This is a genomic window from Aquirufa avitistagni (genome assembly GCF_042715545.1).
Classification (GTDB): domain Bacteria; phylum Bacteroidota; class Bacteroidia; order Cytophagales; family Spirosomataceae; genus Aquirufa; species Aquirufa avitistagni.
In genome coordinates this window covers 1,176,561-1,199,825 of the sequence record NZ_JBBKXZ010000001.1, presented here as the reverse complement: position 1 = coordinate 1,199,825, position 23,265 = coordinate 1,176,561, and the positions used below count along the sequence as shown (strand labels likewise).

Below are 23,265 nucleotides of genomic sequence, written 5' to 3'. Positions count from 1 at the left end.
TTTTGTAGCCTTGAAAAATAATTTTCAAGTGGAGTGGAATTAATTATGATTAGAGGTATCATCTTTTGTTTATTGGTTTCTATGTCTGCGGTTGCGCAGGTCGAATTCCCCATTACGTTGGGTTCGAAGAAGATCGCTTCAAAGGATTTCGTGAATGATTACCGGAAGTTGTTAGAAAGCGATAGTATCAAAGCTGATAACAAACAGAAATTCTTAGCGGACTACATTGATTATCAACTTAAGTTGATGGCTGCTGAAGAGGCAAAAATTGCTACTTCTCCCGGGTTTCAGGATGAATATCAAAGTTTTCGTAAGGAATTAGCCAGTCCGTATTTGATTGATACGGAGAAGACGGAAACGTTAGTTCGTGAGGCCTATGCACGTTTGAAATTCGAAAAGCAGATTGCCCAGATCATGGTCAAAGTCCCTGCGAATCCTTCTGCTGCAGACACGTTATTGGCCTTTCAGAAAATAAATAACATACGTACTAGGTTGTTGGCTGGTGAAGCTTTCGATGTCTTGGCAAAGAAATATTCTGAGGATGATTTATCAGCCCCTAAAGGTGGCTCGTTAGGTTATGTGACAAGTTTACAATTACAATATGCTATTGAGAACGCAGTATATGCGTTGGATGTCAATGGTGTTTCACCGATAGTACGGACGGAAACGGGGTATCATTTGGTTAAAGTATTGGCTATTCGGCCTAATCAAGGGAAGATCAGATTAGCCCATATTTTGGTTTCTGTGCCTGTGAATGCAGCCACAAATTTGCAAGTGGATGCAAAGAATCGAATTGATCAGGTACAGAAATATTTAGAGAAGGGCGATGACTCATTTGAATTGATTTGTAAAAATTACTCGGAAGATCCGTATTCCAAGGGTCGTGGAGGTGAATTACGCCGCTGGTATTATTCATCGGACTTGAGTGAAGAATTGCAAAGTCAATTATTTTCGATCCAACGATTAGGTGATTTCACGGCACCAATTCGAACAAATTTAGGTTGGCAAATTTTCAAGTTATTAGACAAGAAACCGTTGTTGAGTTATGAGGAGATGGCGGAATACATTCGTCAAAAAGTCATGACTGACCCAGAGCGTGTTTCGATGATTCGTCGGTCCTTCATGACGCGTGTACGTGCTGAAAACCAGGTTGTGATTGTTGAGGCAGCGAAAAAGATAGCCTTGGAGCGTTTTGCACAGGACCGGGTAGGGGATGAATATTATTTAAAAATGCCTTTGGTGCAGATTGGGCAAAAGAGCTGGACGGTTCAAGATTTTTATACGTTTATTATAGCCCAACAAAAACGTAAGTTGAAGGCCTTAGGTTATTTACCATCCGTGCCGGAGCTCGTCTATTTAGAGGAGTTTGTGGACAATCATACGATGACGGTGGAGGAACAGCATTTGGAGACCAAATATCCCGCTTTTCAGGAACAGATGAAGGAGTTTTATGAAGGTTCGTTGTTCAGTAAAATTGTGGAGCGAGCGATTTATGATCCTTCTTTGGATTCGTTAAATCAACAAAAATATTTCATGGCGCATGCGTCGGAATATACCTTGCCTACACGTGTACAGGCGAAGATCGTTAGCGCTGATTCACCCAAAACATTGGCTGAGGCTTTGGAATTAGTTAGTCAGGCACCTTATGTGATGAATAAGCGATTGCCTGATGTGACGTTTGGATTGGGTAAAGTGGAGATTTCGGAGGGGATGAATAAGATCCAACAAGAATTATTTTTGTTGATGGCGAAGAACCGCGATTATGTGGTGGAGATTTCTGGGCATCAAGATGCGTCTGAGGCGGATACGCTAGCAGATGCGCGTGTAAATGTCTTGGTTAAGTATTTGATGAAAAAAGGGATTGGGTCTACGCGTATTATTGAAAAGATGGAGGGAAGTCTGAAGCCTTTATCTAAAACAGATAAGAGCAAAAATGCGCGGGTTTCTTTTCGGTTTTTCTCGCAATCCATGGAAGATGTTGTTAAGCGCTTCAATGCGGTGAAACCGATGACATTGGTGGCTGAGGAAGGTATGTATATAAAAGGTCAACAACCTTTATTGGATACGATGCCGTGGGAGGTGGGAAAAAAGACCATGGAATTAGACGGGCGTCAGGTATATATTGAAATTCGTGCGATAGAACCTGAGCGTTTAAAGCGTTTTGATGAATCGCGTAGTTCGGTCATTCGTGGTTTACAGGCGCAACTGGAACGTGATTGGTTGGCTAGTTTGAAACAAAAGTATCCTGTTCAATTAGATCAGGAAGAGTTAAATCGTTTGATGCAATAGGAAAAATGAAAGATATGAAATTGAGAAGTTTAGTGTTGGGTTTTGGGATGTTGCTTTTGGCGCAGGTTTCTTTTGCGCAAGAGGCTACGGAGAAGGGCCCGGTTTTGGATAAGATTATTGCCAAAGTAGACAACTATTACATTTTGCGTTCTGAAGTGGAGCAGCAATATCAACAGTATCAATCCAGCGGTCAGCCGAATACACCGAATCGCTGCCAAATTTTGGAAGGATTGGTTGTTAATAAATTGATGTTGGCTAAAGCTGAGATTGACTCTGTGATTGTGGATGATAAGCGAATTGATGCGGAGATGAATTCACGGATGGAGCAAATGGAACAACAATATGGAACCGCAAAGAATATTGTGGAAGCGTTTGGTAAGCCCATTGTGACCTTGAAAGAAGATTTACGGACCTCATTGAAAGAGCAATTGACAGCGCGTAAGATGCAGGAGAAAATCACGGATGATGCGCGTATAACGCCGAAAGAGGTGGAGAAATTCTTTAAGCGTATCCCAACGGACTCGTTGCCTTATTTACCTTCGGAAGTTGAGATTGGCCATATCGTTCGATTAGCACAACCCAATAAATTTCAAAAGGATGAATTGGTGAGTAAGTTATTGGATTATAAGAGGCGAGTTGAGAAGGGTGAGTCCTTTGAAGAGTTGGCTAAATTGTACTCGGAAGATTTAGGAAGTGGTAAGCGTGGTGGGGATTTAGGATTTTCTAAGCGTGGTCAAATGGTGGCTCCTTTTGAGGCCGCTGCCTTGAAGCTCAAGCCAAATCAATTGTCGGATGTGGTAGAAAGTGAGTTTGGCTTTCACTTAATTCAGTTATTAGCGGTTCGTGGGCAAGAATACCAAGCGCGTCATATATTATTGCGTCCAGATTATCAGAAATTGGACGTCACAGAACCTACGCGTTATTTAGATAGTATGCGTGTTTTGATTCAACGTGATTCAATTTCATTTGATAAAGCTGCCCGTAATGTATCCGAGGATAAGTTGACACAAGACGCAGGTGGTCTCCTCATCGACATGGCGTCACGTTCAACGCGTATGCCGTTTGATGGTACGATGGAGCCTGGTTTATATTTCTCGATTGATTCCATGACGGTGGGTACTGTTTCCAAGCCAATTCCTTACCGTACAGAAGATGGCCGCAGTGCGATGCGAATCCTATATTTTAAGGCGAAATATCCTCCCCATTTTGCGAATTTAAACGATGATTATCAGAAAATTTCAGGCATTGCTTTGACGCAAAAGAAGAATGATATGATCGAAAAATGGTTCGTGAAAGCCAAGGACGATGTCTTTATCTTCATTGATGATGAGTATAAAGACTGTAAGGTGCTGGAAGGGAGTGTAATAGAGAGGTAAGAAGTGAGAGGTAAGAGATGAATAATAAAAAATGCCCAGGGAGATATCCTTGGGCATTTTTATTTATAAACGTAAATCAATTTACCTCTCACCTCTTACCTCTTACTTCTCACCTATATTAGACTGCTACCGGAGCTTTAATCGCCGGATGTGGATCATAGCCTTCTAGGGTGAAGTCTTCAAATACGAAATCAAGAATATCTTTTTTCGCTGGGTTAAGGTGCATCGTTGGTAATGGGCGCGGGCTGCGGCTCAATTGAATTTCAACTTGCTCCATGTGATTGCTGTATAAATGCGTGTCGCCGCCGGTCCATACAAAATCGCCTAATCCTAAGTCGCATACTTGCGCCACCATCATCGTTAAGAGTGCATACGAGGCGATATTGAATGGAACTCCTAGAAATACATCCGCTGATCTTTGGTATAGCTGACACGATAATTTGCCATCCGCCACATAGAATTGAAAAAATGCATGGCAAGGCATTAAAGCCATTTTGGGTAATTCAGCCACATTCCATGCGCTGACGATGATGCGTCGAGAATCTGGATTTGTTTTGAGCGTATGAATCACTTCTTTGATTTGGTCAATTACCTGACCATCAGCACCTTCCCACGAGCGCCATTGCTTACCATATACGGGACCTAAATCACCGTTTTCATCTGCCCACTCATCCCAAATACGCACACTGTGTTCTTTCAAGTAAGCAATATTTGTTTCCCCTCTTAAGAACCAAAGTAATTCGTGAATGATGGATTTTAAATGGGTCTTTTTGGTCGTTACGAGCGGAAACCCCTCAGCCAAATTAAATCGCATCTGGTAGCCGAAAACACTGGTTGTCCCAGTTCCTGTTCGATCCGATTTAAAGGTTCCGTTTTGTTTGATATGGGTTAATAAATCTAAATATGCTTGCATTTTAGGCTTCGAATTTAACTTCGTTTAAAAGTAAAGTATGGGTGATTGTTGCGCTTGGGGCCAACTGCGCCGTTGCGGAGCAGTATTTATCCATGGACATTTGAATAGCTCTTAGCGCTTTATTTCCATCAATGTCACCCTTTAATTCAAATTGAATATTGATTTTTCGGAATGGCATCATCTCTGTTCCTTCGATTTTCTCCCGGTCACCTTGTACTCGAATTTGGAAATCTTCGATTACTTGACGTTGCTTTTTTAAGATCAGAATGACATCGATGGCGGTGCAACCACCTAGACCCATCAATAGTAGTTCCATGGGACGAGCACCTGCATTATGTCCACCTATTCCCTCAGCTGCATCGATGTGAACCGAAACGGGTGAGGAGCCTGTGGCCTCAAAGTGAAAATCCTGGTCTAGTCGGCTTAATAGTACTTCCATATTATTTTAGTTCACTGGATTTTAGTGCTTTTGTCCATATAACATCCCCTTTGATATTATGTATGGTGATTTTCAAAACACGATCTTTTACTGGACCTGAAACTTCAATTTTAGAAAATGCCCGTTCGGTTACGAGCGTACCTTCCACCAATGTTTCATTATAATCTTGTTTTACTGCATCTGCCTTTCCCGCTGTCATAGGTGAAACAGTTAAATCATACAGGGGATACGTGCCTTCACGGGTTAACTTATTCAAGTCAGAAATGTGGCGATCGCCTGTTAAAAATAGTACACCAGGGATATTTCGATTCTTCAATTCTTTTAATAAATGATTACGCTCTCCCTCATAATTAGCCATGTTTTCGAACAATTTAGCAGGGCTTACCACCTGACCACCATTGACAATCACTTTAAAACTTGCTTTTGAGCCACTTAACGCGTCCAACAACCAAGTCATTTGCTTTTCGCCCCAGTAAGCTTTTTGTGGATCTGCAATTTCATTTGGTGCACGGAACCAGCGATCATCCATCATAAAGAATTCAACGTCTGCCCACTGAAATTTCCCTGTGATACCTTCGTTGGGGAAGATGAAATTAGGGTTACCCCAGTACATCTTAAACATTTCCAAAGACGTATGTTTTAATGGAAATGAGCGATCAGAATCATTTGGACCATAGTCGTGGTCATCCCAAATCGCATAATGATGTACATTCGCTAATAAGGGTTGAAGTGATTTGGCACCGCGTGTATGGTCGTTGCGGTGAATCATACCGGTACGGGTATAATCGGGTTCACGGTAGTAGAAATTATCTCCGCCCCACAACATGAAATCGGGTTTCTGCGCGTGCATCGCGGCATAAACTTCATCAGCCCCACCGTACGGTCGGCCTGGACGATCAGTCCCTTCTTCATTCACATAATTACAGGTTCCGAAAATAAAGGAGAATGCCGGAGGATCTTTGCGGTATTGCCAAAGTTCCTGCGTTTGGAATTCGAGCGGATAATCAAAGGACATTTTTTTGTTATTTACCCACACTTCGTAGGCATATTTTTTACCCATCGTAACTTCATCGGCGATGATGCGCGCAATGTAGGCTGTCGCTTTTTCAGTTCGTACTGGATCTGTTTTGTAGATTTTTTTATCGCCTATTTCATGGTATTGAATATGTACGGAAGCGGCTTGTTGGGTCTGAACCCAAATAAGCACCTCTTTCATGTCAGCGTACCCTAGCATGGGACCACTTTTGATTTGCGCAGCAAGCAAGACTGGCGCAAGAAGGAATAAGGCGATAAATATGCTTTTCATGTGTGTTAGATTAGTATCTTTGTGGCTTAAATTTTCCCTATGGCTTATTATTCAATTCAGAACATTGCGTTAACCGATTTGGCCAAAGAATTTGGTACTCCACTTTACGTCTACGATGCCGACAAAATTAGGGAAAAAATCTCGGTTTTAAGAGCTGCTTTTGAGGGAATTGATTTGACCATAAAATACGCGGTTAAGGCGAATACGAATTTGTCTATTTTGCGTTTAATGCGAGCGAATGGTGTGGATATGGATGTGGTTTCCCCGCAAGAATTGGAGATGGGATTGATCACTGGGTATGCTGGGAAAGATATCACATTTACGCCTTCTGGAGTACATTTTTCTGAGATTGAATATGCGGTTTCCCAAGGTGCATTAGTGAATTTGGATAATTTGGCGGTTTTAGAAAAGTTTGGTGCGAGGTATGGTTCGACTCAACCTTGTTTGATTCGCATTAAGCCACATGTTTTTGGTGGGGGAAATGAGAAGATTATGACGGCTCATCCTGAGTCTAAATTTGGTATTTCAATTCATCAAAAAGCGGAGATTTTAGCGATTGTTGACAAGTATCAGATGCAGGTGATTGGGTTGCACCAACATACCGGATCGGATATTAAGGATGGCAAGACGTTTGAGCAGGCCGCTTCGGCGCTATTTGATTTTGCGTATGATTTCAAGGATTTACAAATAATCGATTTAGGTGGCGGATTCAAAGTTCCATATTCACCAGAAGATCCAGGTGTGAACATGCAGGAAGTTGGCCTCATCATGAGCAACGCTTTTCGCGCATTCTGCCAAAAATACGGTCGGCAATTACGCCTTTGGGTAGAACCAGGCAAGTTTTTGGTCAGTGAGTCAGGCACGTTTTTAGCGGAGACCAATGTGATCAAACGTGATCCTGTGAAAACATTTGTTGGCATAAACACCGGACTAAATCACTTGATTCGTCCGATGATGTACGGATCATACCACTATATTTTCAATGCGTCAAACCAAGATACTTCGAATCAAGAATCGTATCGAGTAACGGGTTATATCTGTGAAACGGATACCTTCTCATTTGATTTTAAAGGCAAGCAAGACGAACGTCTGTTAAATGAAGTGAAAGAAGGGGATATCATTGCCATGGCTAACGCGGGCGCATATGGTTTTACGATGGCTTCGCACTATAATTCACGCTTTTTGCCTGCTGAAGTTATGGTGGATGGTGGTGTTGCTCGCGTCATTCGGAAGCGAGAAACAATGGAAGATTTGTTGAGAAATCAAGAGATTTAAAATTGACATTAGACGTTAGACGTTTGACGTTGGACTTTGTAGTCTAATGTCAAGCGTTTATTTTTTAACCTCAGAATATCGTTTGAGGAATCGACGCATTTCATGCGTCTCAAGCCTTGGCAATCCTTGAAGGTTTGCCAAGGCGACTAACGTCTATCGTCCAACGTCCAACGTCCAGCGTCTAATACAACACCCACGTATCTTTCGACCCACCACCCTGAGAGGAGTTAACCACTAACGAATCCTTTCGCAACGCCACGCGCGTTAATCCGCCCGGCATTACCTTGACTCCGTCGCCATACAAGATGTAAGGCCGTAAATCTACGTGCCGCCCTTCGGCATGATCATCAATTAAACAGGGAACCCTTGATAGAGAGATGGTGGGCTGCGCGATGTAATTACGCGGATTCTTCACGATAAACTCCTTGAATTTTTCTTGTTCTTCTTTGGTCGATTTGGGTCCTATCAACATCCCATAGCCTCCCGCTTCATTGGCTTCTTTGACAACTAATTTTTCAATGTTGGCCAATACATATTCCAAATCCTCCGGCTCACTGCAAATGTAGGTTTTGACATTTTTAATGATGGGCTCCTCATTTAAATAGTATTTGATGATCCGAGGAACATACGCGTAAATCACCTTGTCATCCGCAACACCTGTTCCGGGGGCATTGGCAATCGCTACTTTTCCATTTTTATACACGTCAAAAATTCCTGGAATACCGATCATCGAATCGGGATTAAATGCCAAAGGATCTAAAAACGTATCATCGATCCGACGGTAAATCACATCCACAATTTTAAATCCTTTCGTTGTGCGCATTTTAACATAGCCCTCATGAACCACTAAATCACGCGCATCCACTAACTCAACACCCATTTGTTGGGCCAAATAGGAATGCTCAAAATAAGCTGAATTATAAATTCCAGGCGTCAAAACCACCACCGTTGGCTCCGGACGATCACTGATAAATCGCAGCATTTCAAGTAATTTATGCGGATAATCCGATATCGGTCGAATCTGTGTTTTGGCTACAACCTCCGGAAATGTTTGTTTCAATAACTCCCGATTTTCCATCATGTAAGACACGCCAGAAGGACAACGTAAATTGTCCTCCAAAATCATGTATTCGCCATCCGCACCTCGGATTAAATCAGTACCCGTAATATGTATGTAAATGTTTTTGGCAGGTTTAATGCCTATGCAAGGCCTCAGGAAGTCTTTAGATGACTCAATAACCTCCCGGGGAATGATCCCGTCTTGGATGATTTTTTGATCCGAATATATATCATTCAAAAATAAATTCAGTGCCGTGATGCGCTGAATTAATCCTTTCTCAATTTTCTCCCATTCATGCGCTTCCACAATACGTGGAATAATATCCACAGGCATAATGCGCTCGGTTCCCTCGTTTTCAGAATACACATTAAAGGTAATTCCCATCGCCATCAATGCCCGCTCAGCAGATTGCTGGCGTCTCGTAAATTCCTCTTTGGTTAATTTCTCAACGCGATCCTTAAAGTGGGAATAACCTGCGCGGACTTGACCCTCTGGAGTGAACATTTCATCGAAAAATCCCTCCGCATCGTAGTTGTTAAATGAAAAATTCATAGGCCGATAAACGTGTAAATGCTTGATAATGAAATAATTTAAAACTTAATTTTTGGTTATCAGAATCTAATTTCAGAATAATTTAATTTTTGCTAAAAATATACTTTTTAATAGTAGAAATTTACCATTTTCGACGGATTTTGATTGTATTTTTGCCCCATGATTTTATTGAATTTCCTCTACTTTGAAAGTCCCATCGGCACGATACGTGTCGAATATGCTGCATCTGGTCTGCATAGCCTTCGCTTTGTAACTACCAAAGGCGATAATCATACCGATGATCATGGGATGGAGAAAATGATTCAGGCCGACTTACAATCCTATTTTCAAAATCCAGAGCACCGCTGGGAAAGCCCAATCGCCTTGCACTTGGGGACTGAATTTCAAGAAAAAGTATGGTTAGCCTTGCGCATGATTCCTGCAGGAGAAGCACGAAGCTATCAGGAAATTGCTCAGTTAATAGGCCAGCCAAACGCCGCGCAGGCCGTAGGAAGAGCAAATGGCCAAAATCCACTTTTACTTCGCATTCCTTGTCACCGAGTTATCGGATCCGACGGTTCCATGGTAGGCTATGCCGGCGAGTTGTGGCGAAAAGAATGGTTATTAACCCATGAGGGTTTTGAGGGGGTAAACCAACAAATGACTTTGTTTGCAGATGGAGAATGAACAGATTGTTGACGCACTAGAATTGCTTGTCAAATTATGGGATGTGCACGGTATCAATGAATTCAAGAGTAAAAACTTGAGTTTTGCTGCGCGTGGATTAGATAAATTTCCAGGTCGAATTGCCAATCTCACGGAAGAAGAATTATATGCCATTCCAGGCGTAGGGAAGGTGGTCATTCAAATTGTGCGCGATATCGCGCAAACAGGAACTTGCCCTGATTTAGAGGCGATGATCGAACAAAGCCCTCCCGGAATTTTAGATCTCCTTAAAGTCAAAGGAATGGGCCCGAAGAAAGTGGGCCTCGTTTGGAAAGAACTGGGCATTACCGAATTAGACGATTTATTAGCCGCTTGTGAATCTGGCCAGCTCGAACTTGTAAAAGGCTTTGGGAAGTCGGTGACCGAAAATATCCGCACCTACATTCTCTTTTTACAAGAGAATCGTAAGAAAATGCGAATCAATAAGGCTGAAAAACTCAGCGAAGAATTAGTGCATTTATTAGCGCCTAATTTTAGCAAAATAGCCGTTTCAGGTGAATTAGCTCGAGATTGTGAGGTTATCAGTTCCTTGGTTTTTGTTGCACAAACGGATGATATTTTTGGTAGCCAATTTTTGATTGAGGCGATTGAAGGATTTCAGACGGATCACCAACAATCCTCTCCGTTCACGTGGAGGGGTCATATTACGGGTCATTTAATTCCTATCGAAATTCATTTTACGGATGTATTGCAATTTGACATGATGGTCTATCAGTGGTCGGCACACCCAGAACACCTTGGTCAAGTCAATTTTTTCAAATTGAAAAATATCAAATCTGCTGAGGAAGTATACAGTAGCCAAAGTTTACCCTACATCGTTCCGGCCATGCGCGAGGGTCTGCAAGAATTTGCTTGGAGTGAAAAACATGCACCAAATGATCTCATTGAATTAGCAGATTTGAAAGGATGTGTACATAATCACTCCACGTACTCGGACGGGAAAAACAGCCTTTTAGAGATGGCAGAGGCTTGTCGGGCCATGGGATTAGCCTACTTTGGCATTGCAGATCATTCGCAATATGCGGCCTATGCTGGAGGTTTGAAGGAAGAGGATGTTCAGCGCCAGCATATCGAAATAGATGCGTTGAATGCGCAATGGACCGATTTTAAAATTTTAAAGGGGATTGAGGCAGATATTTTGCCAGATGGTAGTTTGGATTATAATCCACGAATTTTGGCGAGTTTCGATTATGTGGTGGCATCCGTGCATGCCCAATTGGTTATGGATCAAGAACGCGCGATGGATCGCTTAATGAAGGCGATTGAAAATCCGTATACGTCCATTTTGGGTCACCCAACCGGTAGATTATTATTGACGCGTGCTGGTTATCCCCTAGATACCATGAAGATTTTGGATGCCTGTAAGGCCAATGGCGTTAGTATTGAGCTGAATGCCAGTCCGTATCGATTGGATTTAGACTGGCGTTATTTGTATGCCGCGATGGATAAAGGAGTGTATGTTTCCATTAATCCAGATGCGCATAAAATTGAGGGCCTGAAAGATATGGAATATGGTGTGCGTGTAGGGCGCAAGGGAGGCTTATTGAAAAGCCTAACCCTAAATGCGCTTCCACTTGCTGATATATTGAAGTTCTTCTCGAAATCCTAGAAGTTTGGTTTCAATAGGTATTTCGCATAGAAATCATCAATGATTTTTACGGCTTCCGTTGGCGTATCTACCACCGCAAAAAGTTCGAGGTCCTCGGCGTGTATGTTGCCATGGCCTACCATCGTTTTTTTCATCCAATCTAATAAACCTGACCAATAGTCGGATCCTACAAGTACTACCGGGAAACGTCCTATTTTATGTGTTTGAATCAAGGTTAGCGATTCGAACATTTCATCTAGCGTGCCAAATCCCCCAGGCATGATGATGAATCCTTGCGAATACTTGACAAACATCACTTTGCGCACAAAGAAAAAGTCAAAATTCATATTCTTGTCGGCATCAATAAACGGATTAGGCGTCTGCTCAAACGGCAATTCGATGTTTAAACCTACCGAACGGCCATTTTCGCTTTTAGCACCTTTGTTTCCAGCTTCCATGATTCCGGGGCCACCCCCTGTAATGACACCGTAACCGTGACGGACTAGTTTGGCGGCTATTTGTTCGGCCAACTGGTAATATTTGTCTTCGGGGGAGGTTCTTGCTGAACCGAAAATGGATACACAAGGCCCAATTTTAGATAAATGATCAATGCCTTGTACAAATTCACTCATGATTTTGAAGATCCGCCAGGATTCTTCCGATTTAATTTCAGACCAGGTTTTATCTCCAAATACTTTTTTAATGCGGTCTTCGTCTTCTTGCCAATTATCTGACATAATTTTATTTGTTTGTTGCATGCAAATGTAATTGATAACACCGACCTTTGTCAAAATTTATTCCTTTCCTTTTATGACTTTATCTAAATCCTTTGCCGTAGGTGGTGATCATGCTGGTTTTGACTACAAAGATCAATTAATTGATTATTTGAAAGAACAAGGTTTCACTGTCAAAGATTGCGGTACCTATTCAGCAGATTCAGTTGATTATCCTGATTTTGCTCATCCTGTGGCAAATGCTGTGGAGTCTGGTGAAGTTTCTTGGGGATTGTTATTGTGCGGTAGTGCGAATGGGGTGGCGATTACGGCCAACAAGCATCAAGGTATTCGGGCTGGATTAGCATGGAATACAGAGGTGGCCCAATTAGTTCGTCAGCATAATGATGCCAATGTCATCTGTTTGCCTGTTCGATTTATTAGTTTAGATGAGGCGAAAGCTTGTCTTCAAATGTTTATCGATACCGAATTCGAAGGTGGACGGCATGCTGGACGCGTCAATAAAATCGGCTGCGTTTAATTCTTCCGTTTATACAAATGCTTTTGAACTTCCACGTATGTATCCTGTAAATAGGGTAGGTAGTAGCGCATGCGTGGAAAGTTGCCGGCAGGATCATAAATGTAGGTGGGTGTATCCATCTCCAAATACCGTTGCAACTTGACGACCGTTCGGTAGGTATTCAACTCAGAAAACACATCATTTGATAATTCCCAGTTGACAAATGGTCCAGCCATTTGATTATTCTGATATTCGTCAATTTGTGGTCCCAACACCATTAAGCGCTCATTTCTAATTGGTAATTTTCCCGCCTGAACGCGGTTGTAACTGCTATTATTCCATTCAGATTGCCAGCTGAACCATACGCTACCTAAAATCGCAAACAAGATCAATTCTTGGATCCAATAACGCTTTAACAAGAAGAATAAGTTGAGCGTAAAATAGGCCATGGCTGGCAGGATAAACAGGTAATTGTGGCTATTATTGGCTGGCAATGTAAAAGCAGCAAAAAAGCTAATGAAGACCCAAATGAAATTTGTTTGCTGCGCCTTTTGTCCGTTTGACTTGATCTTCGGACGCTGAATGACTGTCCACAGCCCGTAAAAACCCAAAAGAATCGCCATCACGTACGTCGATGCAATGCGCTGAATATCTACCCAAGCGGGGGTATGAAAAACGAATGCCGACTTTTGGAATACTTCAATTAAGTAGGAAAAATTACCATTGTAGGTGTACAATAATGCCGTGATGCCATTGACGATTAAAAAGCCAACAATCACCAAAAGCATTTGACGAATATTAATACCTGAATAGAATAACAAGCTAAGGAATCCCCAGAAGATGAATAAGTAATAGGTGGGGTAGCATAAACCTGCCGCGCCGATAAATAAGCCGATAAGAAATACGCGGTCGTCAACTTGCAAGGTGCTTTGTTGTTTGATGATTTCACGCCAAGCGAGAATCAAAAATGTAAGGCCGATTAAGGCAGCGCTGGGTACCCAAAAATCTAAGGAAATGTGCAGGAACAAGGTGTAGATAAAAAAGGGCATGTTGCCTAACGGACCCATTAATTCATAGCGATTAATGGTGCGTTGAAAAACAATCGCTTGAAAGAGTATGATGCCGGTAGCCCAGTAAGCATTCCAGGAGATCGGGAAGTTTAAGAACTCAATTAACTGGAAAAATCCGGCTGATAATGGTCCCGAGTTATCGCGAATATCTTGATACATGCGAAAACCCTCATTTAATTTCTGCCCAAGTAAATAGTTTTTCAATTCCCAGCCAAGCGGTGAAATATCTGCTTGTACAAACGCAAAGGTCGCAATCGTCCACATACCCACGAGTAGGAAGAAGGTAATCGATGCGTTTGATCGTAGAAATTGAAACATAATTACATTTTGAATTTGCTAAATTACGGTGATTCCAATTATTATTCTGAAATTTGTTGGATTTTTGAGTAGAAATGAATCGGAGCAATTATGGAAAGTAAGCGTCAGCAGAAGTTTGGGAGACAAATCCAAAAGGATTTAAGTGATATTTTTCAAAAGGAGTTTAAGGAGATTTTTGGCAAAGCGATGGTTACCATCACCGATGTGAAAATGAGTCCTGATCTCTCCGCTGCTCGTTGCTATTTAAGCTTTTTATTAGCAGACGATATCGACCAAATCATGGAAGAATTGGATGTGCGCAATAAAGCAATTCGCAATGCATTAGCCATTCGAATCCGTAAACAAGCACGAATCATTCCTCATTTAGCTTTTTATTTAGATGATACAGCTGCTTACGCGGCTAAAATCGAAGCCTTATTTGAAGGGCTTGTAATTCCTCCATCGGACGGAATTCCCTCTGAAGAACTTTAATGTGTTGACCCTGTGAATTTTTCCTTATTTATTGCAAAAAGGTATTTTTTTTCAAAAAGTAAGGCGAGCTTTATCTCCTTAATTTCACGCATTGCCATGATTAGTGTAGGCGTCGAAGTGATGGCGCTCGTGCTGATTCTATCCGTCTTTAATGGCCTAGAGGAGTTTCAAAAAGGGCTTTTTAACACATTCGACCCTGATCTTAAAATTGTTCAAGCGAAAGGCGACCGTTTTCAGTTGACCGCCACCCAAGTCAAATCCATTAGTCAGTTATCAGGAGTAAAATTTGTTAATCCCATTCTAGAGGATCAGGGCCTTATTCGATTCCAACAAAAGCAATTAGTCGTACGGATGAAAGGAGTGGATCCATCGTATTTGTCGGCAGGCCGACTGAAAAATCAGGTGGTTGAGGGTGACTATTTTATCGAATCGGGGGAACATCCATTTGCCTTAGTGGGCATCGGTGTGTTTTTAGCGATGGGTATGAGTTTTGATAATGTATTTGAGCCCATCGAAGCTTGGTACCCCAATCATTCGCAGTTGAAACGCGCTGCACTGAACGAAAATGCCATCCGTCGAAATTTCTTTTTCCCTTCCGGTGTGCTCGAAGTGGAGCAAAATTTTGATAACCAAACGGTCATCGTTCCCCTCGATTGGATGGAAGAATTAGTGGGTGTGCCCGGTTACCGTTCTGCTTACGAAATCATGTTGGCCCCCAACACCGACGACCAAGCGATCAAAAATCAAATTCAAACGATTCTTGGCTCAACTTACCGTGTGCAAACACGTAATGAACAACATGCCATTTTGCTCAAAGCCATTAAAATTGAAAAGCTATTTGTGTTTTTAATCATGGCCTTCGTGATGGGAATCGCTTCATTTACACTCTTTTATGCGTTATCACTATTGGTCTTAGAAAAAAGAAAGGATCTGTATACGCTGATGGCGATGGGGGTTTCGCGCCAACAAGTTTTTCGGGCTTTTATTTGGGTAGGCGCGTTGATTAGCTTCTCGGGAGCGGCGATCGGGATGTTACTGGGATTTGTGTTGGCAACGATCCAACAACAATTTGGGGTCATTTCTTTGGGTATTCCCAATGCCTTAATTGAAGCCTATCCCATTCAAATGGATCCTTGGGATTTTATCTGGACAGCTTTGGTGGTCATTCTCATCACGGGATTAGCCGCTTTGTTTCCTGCACGCAAAGCTGTCCAAATGACTTTTAATTCGTTTAAGTAGTTGGGTTAAATTCCCCTTCCCACTTCGATACCACGCAAGTTGCCACGCCATTTCCAGCCACCGAAGTAACCGTGCGGCCCATATCCAAGAATGGATCTACACCTAACAACAAGGCAATTCCTTCCACAGGTAAATTAAACATGGTCAGCGTTCCAGCAATGATGACCAATGAAGCTCTTGGTACGCCGGCAATTCCTTTGGACGTAATCATCAGCGTTAATAACATCGTGATTTGTTGCTCCAGGCTCAATTGAACACCATAAGCTTGGGCAATGAAGCCGGTCGCGAACGTCATATACAACATAGAACCATCTAAATTAAAGCTATAGCCTAATGGCAATACAAAGCCCACAATTCTACGGCTACATCCAAATTTCTCCAAGGCCGCAATTGTTTGAGGAAACGATGCCTCTGAACTGGCTGTTGAAAAAGAAATCAATAAGGCTTCTTTTAATGCTTTCAGCAGCTTCCAATAATTAATGCCATTTACAGCAGCAATGATCCATAAAATGACCACGGTGAAAAAGAGTAGGCCTCCCATAAAGCAAATCATGAGGTAACCATAACTAATTAGAATACTTAATCCTTTATTAGCAACTACCGTTGTCATAGCCGCAAAAACAGCGTAAGGTGCCACTTCCATGACATAATTCACCATTTTAAATACGACCTCAGCTAAGTTTTCAATGACATGAATAAGCTTTTTTCCTGTTTCACCGATCGAACCCAAGGCCACCCCGAAAAACAAGGAGAAAATAACAATTTGAAGAATCTCATTTTCCGCTAAAGCTTTGAAAAAGCTATCTGGAAAGATGTGTAAGATGAAATCTTCCAATGACTTCGTTTTGCTGGCGTCAATTCCTGTTTCCGTTCCTGCTGCGGGTTTAGGCCAACTTTGCAAGCTGCCTGGTTTGGTTACATTAACTACGACTAATCCAGTTACTAGGGATAATATGGTTGCAAAATAAAAGTAGCCTATGGTTTTAACACCGATACGGCCTACGGCCTTGAAATCACCTAATTTGGCAATACCGACCACTAAGGTGCAGAATACCAGTGGGCCAACAATCATTTTGATTAGACGCAAGAATACTTTTGAAACAACTTGAACGTAACCTGCCCATTGATGAGCTACTTCTGGACTCAGACTTAAATAAAAAAATTCTCCTAAGGCGAGGCCCAAGACAAATCCAACGATGATTTTTTGAGTTAATGTTAATTTCATACGCGTGCTTATTTATTTAAGTACAATTTGTAGAATGGAATTCGGTATACGATCATTCCCCAAAACAAAGGAAGTAAAAGATAGTCTAAAAGCCAATTCTTCGATTTGAAGGAAATATGGTCAACGATGTAGGTGGATTCCGCATCTCTTTTTTCCATGCGATGCGCATGGCGCCAGGCTGTGAGTCCTAAAGGCATTTCAACTCCTTCGTCTACAAAGTAACATGCTTGTTCCCCCTGAACTGAATCCGTAATCTTAGACGTCCACAAGGGTTTTGCTACCAGTAGATTTAATTCAAGTGTGACGATGTCTCCCGTCTGGCAGCCATCGAACTGTACAATTCGAACTTGAGGAAATGGGGGAGATAGCTTTTTCAATAATGCCGAATCGAACTGAGTCCAAACGTCTTTCATTGGGGCATTAACCCGTGTTCGAACTCGAAATGATGGCATTATAGAATGGAAGTAATGATTTTGAGCAACATCGCTGTCATGAATTTAATTCCCGACCAGATTACCTCAGAAATAGAAAACCTGCTTTCTTCTTGCTGTTGGTCTGCTTCACGAACCACTGCCATCTCTTTGCTAGGGGCATAAATCGCTTTCTTTCGGGTACTATCAGCCTGTGTTGTTTTTTCAATTTGTGGATGCAAAGAGGCATATTCTACCATCCCAAAATTGCAATTGAGTAGGCAAAAGGCTCCAGCCAACAGCCAAATTTTTACTAATCTCATTTGATTTTTTGTTTCGCTGTTTCCAGCTTTTGAGCCTGCTGCAAGATCGCATCTTCATTGGTTTTCAAATCCAATCTGTTTTGTTCTTGGTTAGCTAAAATCTTTTCCTTCTCTACTTTCGCTTCTTCTAATTTCTTTGTCAATAGTTCAGCTTGGCGTTTATTTGAATCCAATTCACGTACAAAACGATCTGCTAGCTTCTGTTGTTTCGCCTTATTGCTGATTAATTCATTCAGCTTTTTCTCTTCCACACGCACATCTTCCTCTAAGTTGATCAATCGAACAAACTCTTCCACCCAATTACTCGCCTCTCTAAATGATTCATGCCCGGTTTGAATGTACATATCTGGGCCTGTGCTGATGGAAACAAACAATTTGGTCTTATTTTTCTCCTCGCTTACCTTAGATAATAAGCTTACAGGCTTATCCGATATTTCCTTGATTTTAGCTGAATATACGTTTAACGTACCGCCATTGCGGCCATTTTCTACAGAACCTACTTGCTTTAAATATTTCTTCCAAGCTTCAATCACGTATTTCTCTTCTGAATTGATATACGTGTAAAAACCTTCTTTTTTCGCTTTGTCAATTTCCTCTAAACCCGAAAAAACTTGTGCGTACATGGAACTCGTCGCCAAGGTGCATAATAGACCGAATAATATGCCTTTTATCATGAGATAATGAGTTGATGTGTTAATTTGAATGAGCAAAGGTAATTTTTTTGGTGAGAATCAGCTCATTTTTTTTACTCGAATTTTGAATTCCAAAGAGCGTATAGGCGCCTCCGTCTTTCAACTTTAACTTTTTCCGCAAAGCCTCCGGGCTCATCGGGAAATTACGTGTACTAATATTCGCCTGATTGACCGAAAGCCAATTCGCCTGAACCGGTCCCGATTCAATAACCTCATATATTTTGCCCGGGAAATCCTCCATGATACTTTCCGAACTGTAGAGATGCGTATGTTGGCCTAATTGAATGAGGTCGTTTCGAAGCACCGACTTGAAAAATCCAGCCTTCATCACGCCGGGGTGTGCCTCATAAACATAGCGTTTTAGGCTTCCAATAACATTATTTGATTCGCGTTCCTGAATAGCTGTGCCCTCGAAAATGGTTTGACCTTCTTCAACAATAGTAATTTTCGGGTCCAGCGATTCATTTCCAGCCTTCACAAATAACAACTCCTTGACTTCTTGCTTGGTGCTCACCACATAAACTTGGCTGACGCCGCCTAATTCGTGTACGGCCCGACTGATATCTAACACCGGACTCGTCTTAATGAGTATCTTTTTAGTTGGATGCTGCGCAATGACATCCAACACGTTCGGTTGGCAATCCTTAAATAAAATCACCTTTTCCCCCTGTGCATTTCGTCGTGCCGGATCCACATAAATCCAGTCAATTTCCACTTGATTTAACACATCAAGGCCATTTTTAGCGAAATATATGATGTTTTTAACGCCGAGTACCTTGTGGTTATATTCCGTAAATGAGGCTAAATCCTCCTGCATTTCTACATAAGTCACGTGCGCACATGTTTGGGCAAATGCCCAAGTGTCAACGCCCATTCCTCCGGTGATATCAATCAGCCGACCAGAAACTAAGGATGCTTTGTAGTTGGCAGTGCTTTCAGACGAGGATTGTTCAAGTGAAATAGAGGCAGGGAAGAAGACCTTTTTTTCAGCCACCCAGCTCGGTAATTTATCTACCAGTTTCTGACGCGCCTGAATCTGATGCGCCATTTTTTTGATATCAAGCTCCGGGTATTTACGCGCATCTAAGGCGATGTCCGCCGGGGACCGCTGGCCATTAGTTGCAATAAATTCAATTTCGTTCGGTAGGAGCATTTGGCAAAAATAGAACCCTAAGTGGATAAATTAAATTTTATTGTAAATTTATGGGTATTAAAAAATGGATTATGCCTACTTACCAACTAACGATTAATGCCAAGAAGCATCGCGTCGATGTGGATTCAGATACCCCACTTTTATGGGTCATTCGTGACGAAATAGGATATACAGGAACGAAGTTCGGTTGCGGCATGGGTTTGTGTGGCGCGTGTACGGTCCTGTTAAATGGCCAACCAATTCGTTCGTGTTCAACGCCCGTATCGACAGTTAAATTAACAGACAAAGTAACAACCATCGAAGGTTTAGCTGCAGGTAATGCGGTCCAGGAAGCTTGGATCGAAGCTCAGGTCCCACAATGCGGCTATTGTCAATCAGGTCAAATACTTGCCGCTTCCGCTTTATTAGCTTCAAATGCTAATCCAAGCGATGAAGATATTGATAACGCGATGGCCGGAAATATTTGTCGGTGTGGCACCTATCCGCGCATGCGCCAAGCCATTCATTCAGCTGCTGCTAAAATTCAAAAATCTAAAAAAGCCTAAGGACATGAACACATCAAGACGTGATTTTATTCGCATCGGAGGGCAGTCGGCCTTCATCCTAGCCCTAGGTTTTTCCGTTTCAGGTAAATCAAAAACTTTACATAAAGTAACCGCACTAGGCATAGAGATCAATCCATACATTATTATTAACGAAGCGGGCAAGGTGACTATTTTTAATCCGCGGCCTGATATGGGACAAGGTACCTATCAGTCGCTGCCGATGTTGATTGCTGAGGAATTAGAGATTCCATTAGATAAGGTAGCTATTCAAATGACAGACGGATCTGCTCGTTTTGGGTCCCAATTGTCGGGAGGCTCCTCTTCCGTGCGCACCCGATGGATTCCCATGCGAACAGCTGGGGCGGCTGTGAAAGAGATGCTTTTGCAAGCCGGTGCGAATCGTTGGAAAGTTTCCATCACAGATTGTTTCGCCAAAGACGGATATATCATTAACCGTGTTTCAAATGCCAAGCTTTCCTATGGCGAGTTAGTAGAAGAAGCATCTAAATTGCCGGTCCCACAAAAGCCGCGCTTAAAAACATGGAGTGAGTTTACCCAATTAGGTAAGAAATCATTCCGTCCGGATGTCACCTCCAAGGTTGACGGAACTGCCATTTTTGGTATGGATGTCAAATTACCTGGGATGTTGTATGCGAGCATTGTGCATTCCCCTACGATTTATGGTAAGGTGAAAAGCTTTAGTGCCGACAAAGCCATGGGGGTTAAAGGGGTTCGCTTCGTGTTAAAGACTGAACGTAATTTTTACCATGGTCCATTTTCGCCCGATGTTGAATTAAATCAAAAGGCTCGTGCGAAGTCGGAAGCTATTGCCGTAGTAGCTGAATCTTATTGGTCAGCTTTGAAGGGAAAGAAATTGGTACAAGCTGCTTGGTCTTCTGAGGGAGCCGCAGAAAGTGCCACATCGCAATATTTTAATGCTGCCAAAGCCAAGGCGCAATCTGAAGGTGCTACGTATAAAGACGCAGCCGTTGGAGATTTTGCCAAAGCCCTTCAGTTATCAGATTATAAAATTCAGGCAACCTATCAAACGCCCTTTATGGCGCATGCTCCCATGGAACCTTGCAATGCAACGGTTTATGTGCAGGATGGTAAAGTAGAAGTTTGGGCTCCTGTTCAAGGGCCTGATAGTTTAGTAACTGAATTAGCAGGTTATTTAGGAATGAAGCCTGAACATGTAAAAATCAATGTGACCTTTTTAGGAGGGGCGTTTGGTCGGAAAGCTTATTACGATTATGTATTGGAAGCAGCGCATATTTCACGTCAGGTGAATGCGCCAGTTAAGGTAATTTGGACGCGGGAGGAAGATATCCAACAAGGACCATTCCGTCCGGGAATGATTTCAGCTATGCAAGGCGGAATCGATAATCAAGGAAATGTTTTGGCATTTGAACATCGGTTAAATGGTGCGTCCATTATGGCTAATGTATTCAAGGCCGATATGCGTGGAAAAATTGATCCGTGGGCGGGAGAGGGTATAAGCATCGAGGATAGTCCGTATGCTTTTCCTGCGCGTCGTAATTCATTTAATTGGGTTGATCCGCAGATGCCTATTTTATGGTGGCGTTCTGTATATGCGTCGACCAATGTATTTGCTCAGGAATGTTTCATGGATGAATTAGCCCATGAAGGTGAAAAGGATCCGCTGGACCTACGATTACATTTGTTGAAAGACTCCCCTCGTTTTGTAGCCGTACTAAATAAGTTGGCAGAAATTTCCGATTATCGGGCCAAACGCAAATCAGGTAAATCCATTGGTATCGCGATTGCCCGTTCTTTTGCCAGTATCGCTGCCCATGCATTTGAGGTAGAAAAGCAGGGGACAGGTGTCAAGATTAAGCAAATCTACGCGGTGATCGATTGTGGTTTTGCTGTTAACCCTGATAATATCGTTGCCCAAATGCAAAGTAATTTGGTGTATGGACTTTCAGCTACCATCAAAAATGAAATTACCCGGAATCATGGGGTGATTGAGCAAAGTAATTTTCATGACTATGCGGTGCTCAGACAAGGCGAAATTCCGGATGCAGTGATTCATGTCATGCAAAATGAGGAAGAGCCTGGTGGTGTAGGGGAACCTGGATTACCTCCCGTGGCGCCTGCTTTGTGCAATGCCATTTACTTAGCCACAGGTAAACGTGTCCGCACGTTGCCATTAGATTTAAGTTCGATTTAAATGGTAGGATTAATTCTGGCCGCAGGGGCCTCTTCTCGTTTAGGGGAAGCGAAACAATTATTAGTTTATCAAGGCCAAAGCTTGCTTGAGCGCTCCATACGCCTTGCGTTTTCGGTATGCCAAGAAGTTTTGGTTTGCCTTGGGGCTGAAGTGGAGCAGTCTAGTGCTATTATTGAAAATTTACAAAAGGAGTTTCCCAACTTGACTTTTGTTCAGGTAGCGGAATGGGAAAAGGGAATGGGAGAGTCTTTGGCCGTAGGACTGAAAGCGGTGGATATCTCGCGTGATGTATTGGTTTTGTTATGCGATTTGCCTTTTCTGACCTCTTCTCATTTGAAGAACATAACGTCGTTGGCCAATCCAGATCGAGCCATTGTCGCCTCATTTCAAGGAGTTAATTCTCCCCCTGTATTAATTCCGCAAGCTTTGCGACCTTTATTTGATCATTGGAGTGGCGATCAAGGCTTAGGTAAATTTTGGCGCCAGAATCCCATGCTCTGCGAGATCGTTCACTTTTCAGATAAATTCAGGGATGTGGATGTTCCGGAGGATCGGAAGTATTGGGGGATATAAAAGCTAGACTTTAGACGCTGGACTTTTTTCTTTGGCAAACCTTTCAGGATTGCCAAAGTTTGAGGCGTTTTCACGCCGATTCCTTTTTTTTAGACATTAGACGCTGGACGTCAGACGTTGGACTTTTTTCTTTGGCAAACCTTTCAGGATTGCCAAAGTTTGAGGCGTTTTTACGCCGATTTCTTCTTTGACGCTGGACGTTAGACATTGATCGTTATACGCTATAAATAACCTCTCTTCATCTTACTATTTTTACCTAATATTTTTTCGGGTCTCTCCTCTAAATTTATTACCTTTGTGCCTTCTTGCGTCAATG

The 23,265-nt window shown here is 42.3% G+C and carries 22 protein-coding genes; 11 read left to right on the top strand and 11 right to left on the bottom strand.

Features of this window, described 5'->3' with window-relative positions:
- Positions 1–45 precede the first annotated feature (45 nt).
- Positions 46–2,289, top strand: coding sequence for a peptidylprolyl isomerase (locus U0R10_RS05240; protein ID WP_377982895.1), 2,244 nt, complete (start codon positions 46–48; stop codon positions 2,287–2,289).
- Positions 2,290–2,303: 14 nt separating this feature from the next.
- Positions 2,304–3,665 carry a peptidylprolyl isomerase gene (locus U0R10_RS05235; protein ID WP_377982894.1) on the top strand — a complete coding sequence of 454 codons (1,362 nt, stop codon included), beginning with the start codon at positions 2,304–2,306 and terminating at the stop codon, positions 3,663–3,665.
- A 118-nt stretch (positions 3,666–3,783) separates the two neighbouring features.
- Here the strand turns inward: U0R10_RS05235 and U0R10_RS05230 are convergent, their stop codons facing one another.
- From U0R10_RS05230 to U0R10_RS05220, 3 genes are read right to left on the bottom strand one after another with little or no spacing between them, the layout of a single operon-like run.
- Positions 3,784–4,578 (bottom strand): thymidylate synthase, encoded by a 795-nt coding sequence (locus U0R10_RS05230; RefSeq protein ID WP_377982893.1) that lies wholly within the window; start codon positions 4,576–4,578, stop codon positions 3,784–3,786.
- A 1-nt stretch (position 4,579) separates the two neighbouring features.
- A complete protein-coding gene (locus U0R10_RS05225) occupies positions 4,580–5,017 on the bottom strand; it encodes an OsmC family protein (RefSeq protein WP_377982892.1) in 438 nt (145 codons plus the stop codon).
- A 1-nt stretch (position 5,018) separates the two neighbouring features.
- Positions 5,019–6,323 carry an alkaline phosphatase D family protein gene (locus U0R10_RS05220; protein ID WP_377982891.1) on the bottom strand — a complete coding sequence of 435 codons (1,305 nt, stop codon included), beginning with the start codon at positions 6,321–6,323 and terminating at the stop codon, positions 5,019–5,021.
- Between the two features lie 39 nt (positions 6,324–6,362).
- Between U0R10_RS05220 and lysA the strand changes: the two genes are divergently transcribed.
- Positions 6,363–7,598, top strand: coding sequence for a diaminopimelate decarboxylase (gene lysA / locus U0R10_RS05215; protein WP_377982890.1), 1,236 nt, complete (start codon positions 6,363–6,365; stop codon positions 7,596–7,598).
- Between the two features lie 181 nt (positions 7,599–7,779).
- Here the strand turns inward: lysA and U0R10_RS05210 are convergent, their stop codons facing one another.
- Positions 7,780–9,210 (bottom strand): circularly permuted type 2 ATP-grasp protein, encoded by a 1,431-nt coding sequence (locus U0R10_RS05210; protein ID WP_377982889.1) that lies wholly within the window; start codon positions 9,208–9,210, stop codon positions 7,780–7,782.
- Positions 9,211–9,369: 159 nt separating this feature from the next.
- On the opposite strand from U0R10_RS05210, the gene U0R10_RS05205 reads away from it, so the two are divergent.
- Both U0R10_RS05205 and U0R10_RS05200 read left to right on the top strand, forming a co-directional pair.
- Positions 9,370–9,876: a methylated-DNA--[protein]-cysteine S-methyltransferase gene (locus tag U0R10_RS05205; RefSeq protein WP_377982888.1), complete on the top strand. Its 507-nt coding sequence runs from the start codon at positions 9,370–9,372 to the stop codon at positions 9,874–9,876.
- Entirely contained in the window at positions 9,866–11,524 is a 1,659-nt protein-coding gene (locus tag U0R10_RS05200) for a DNA polymerase/3'-5' exonuclease PolX (protein WP_377982887.1), read from the top strand. Before U0R10_RS05205 ends, U0R10_RS05200 begins: the two co-directional genes overlap by 11 nt.
- Here the strand turns inward: U0R10_RS05200 and U0R10_RS05195 are convergent.
- On the bottom strand, positions 11,521–12,261 hold the full coding sequence (locus U0R10_RS05195) for an LOG family protein (protein ID WP_377982886.1): 741 nt from the start codon (positions 12,259–12,261) through the stop codon (positions 11,521–11,523). The two genes, U0R10_RS05200 and U0R10_RS05195, sit on opposite strands and share 4 nt — an antisense overlap.
- Positions 12,262–12,313: 52 nt before the next feature.
- Here U0R10_RS05195 and rpiB point away from each other — a divergent pair, with 52 nt between their 5' ends.
- A complete protein-coding gene (rpiB, locus tag U0R10_RS05190; RefSeq protein ID WP_377982885.1) occupies positions 12,314–12,757 on the top strand; it encodes a ribose 5-phosphate isomerase B in 444 nt (147 codons plus the stop codon).
- Here rpiB and U0R10_RS05185 read toward each other — a convergent pair.
- On the bottom strand, positions 12,754–14,124 hold the full coding sequence (locus U0R10_RS05185) for a DUF6427 family protein (protein WP_377982884.1): 1,371 nt from the start codon (positions 14,122–14,124) through the stop codon (positions 12,754–12,756). The genes rpiB and U0R10_RS05185 overlap by 4 nt on opposite strands.
- A gap of 90 nt (positions 14,125–14,214) precedes the next feature.
- Between U0R10_RS05185 and rbfA the strand changes: the two genes are divergently transcribed.
- Positions 14,215–14,595, top strand: coding sequence for a 30S ribosome-binding factor RbfA (rbfA, locus tag U0R10_RS05180; RefSeq protein ID WP_377982883.1), 381 nt, complete (start codon positions 14,215–14,217; stop codon positions 14,593–14,595).
- Positions 14,596–14,691: 96 nt separating this feature from the next.
- The gene (locus U0R10_RS05175) at positions 14,692–15,834 is read left to right on the top strand and encodes an ABC transporter permease (protein ID WP_377982882.1); all 1,143 of its coding nucleotides are present in this window, start codon (positions 14,692–14,694) and stop codon (positions 15,832–15,834) included.
- On the opposite strand, the gene U0R10_RS05170 is transcribed toward U0R10_RS05175, so the two are convergent.
- From U0R10_RS05170 to U0R10_RS05150, 5 genes are read right to left on the bottom strand one after another with little or no spacing between them, the layout of a single operon-like run.
- Positions 15,827–17,059 (bottom strand): dicarboxylate/amino acid:cation symporter, encoded by a 1,233-nt coding sequence (locus U0R10_RS05170; RefSeq protein WP_377982881.1) that lies wholly within the window; start codon positions 17,057–17,059, stop codon positions 15,827–15,829. The genes U0R10_RS05175 and U0R10_RS05170 overlap by 8 nt on opposite strands.
- Positions 17,060–17,067: 8 nt before the next feature.
- Positions 17,068–17,472, bottom strand: a complete 405-nt coding sequence (locus U0R10_RS05165) for a hypothetical protein (protein ID WP_377982880.1) — start codon at positions 17,470–17,472, stop codon at positions 17,068–17,070.
- 38 nt (positions 17,473–17,510) lie between these two features.
- Positions 17,511–17,792, bottom strand: a complete 282-nt coding sequence (locus tag U0R10_RS05160) for a hypothetical protein (RefSeq protein WP_377982879.1) — start codon at positions 17,790–17,792, stop codon at positions 17,511–17,513.
- Entirely contained in the window at positions 17,789–18,466 is a 678-nt protein-coding gene (locus tag U0R10_RS05155; protein ID WP_377982878.1) for a hypothetical protein, read from the bottom strand. Before U0R10_RS05155 ends, U0R10_RS05160 begins: the two co-directional genes overlap by 4 nt.
- Positions 18,467–18,485: 19 nt before the next feature.
- On the bottom strand, positions 18,486–19,637 hold the full coding sequence (locus tag U0R10_RS05150) for a THUMP-like domain-containing protein (protein ID WP_377982877.1): 1,152 nt from the start codon (positions 19,635–19,637) through the stop codon (positions 18,486–18,488).
- Positions 19,638–19,708: 71 nt separating this feature from the next.
- On the opposite strand from U0R10_RS05150, the gene U0R10_RS05145 reads away from it, so the two are divergent.
- From U0R10_RS05145 to U0R10_RS05135, 3 genes are read left to right on the top strand one after another with little or no spacing between them, the layout of a single operon-like run.
- Positions 19,709–20,182 carry a (2Fe-2S)-binding protein gene (locus U0R10_RS05145; protein WP_377983014.1) on the top strand — a complete coding sequence of 158 codons (474 nt, stop codon included), beginning with the start codon at positions 19,709–19,711 and terminating at the stop codon, positions 20,180–20,182.
- Between the two features lie 4 nt (positions 20,183–20,186).
- A complete protein-coding gene (locus U0R10_RS05140) occupies positions 20,187–22,376 on the top strand; it encodes a xanthine dehydrogenase family protein molybdopterin-binding subunit (protein WP_377982876.1) in 2,190 nt (729 codons plus the stop codon).
- Positions 22,377–22,949 carry a nucleotidyltransferase family protein gene (locus U0R10_RS05135; RefSeq protein ID WP_377982875.1) on the top strand — a complete coding sequence of 191 codons (573 nt, stop codon included), beginning with the start codon at positions 22,377–22,379 and terminating at the stop codon, positions 22,947–22,949.
- The last annotated feature ends 316 nt before the right edge of the window (positions 22,950–23,265 follow it).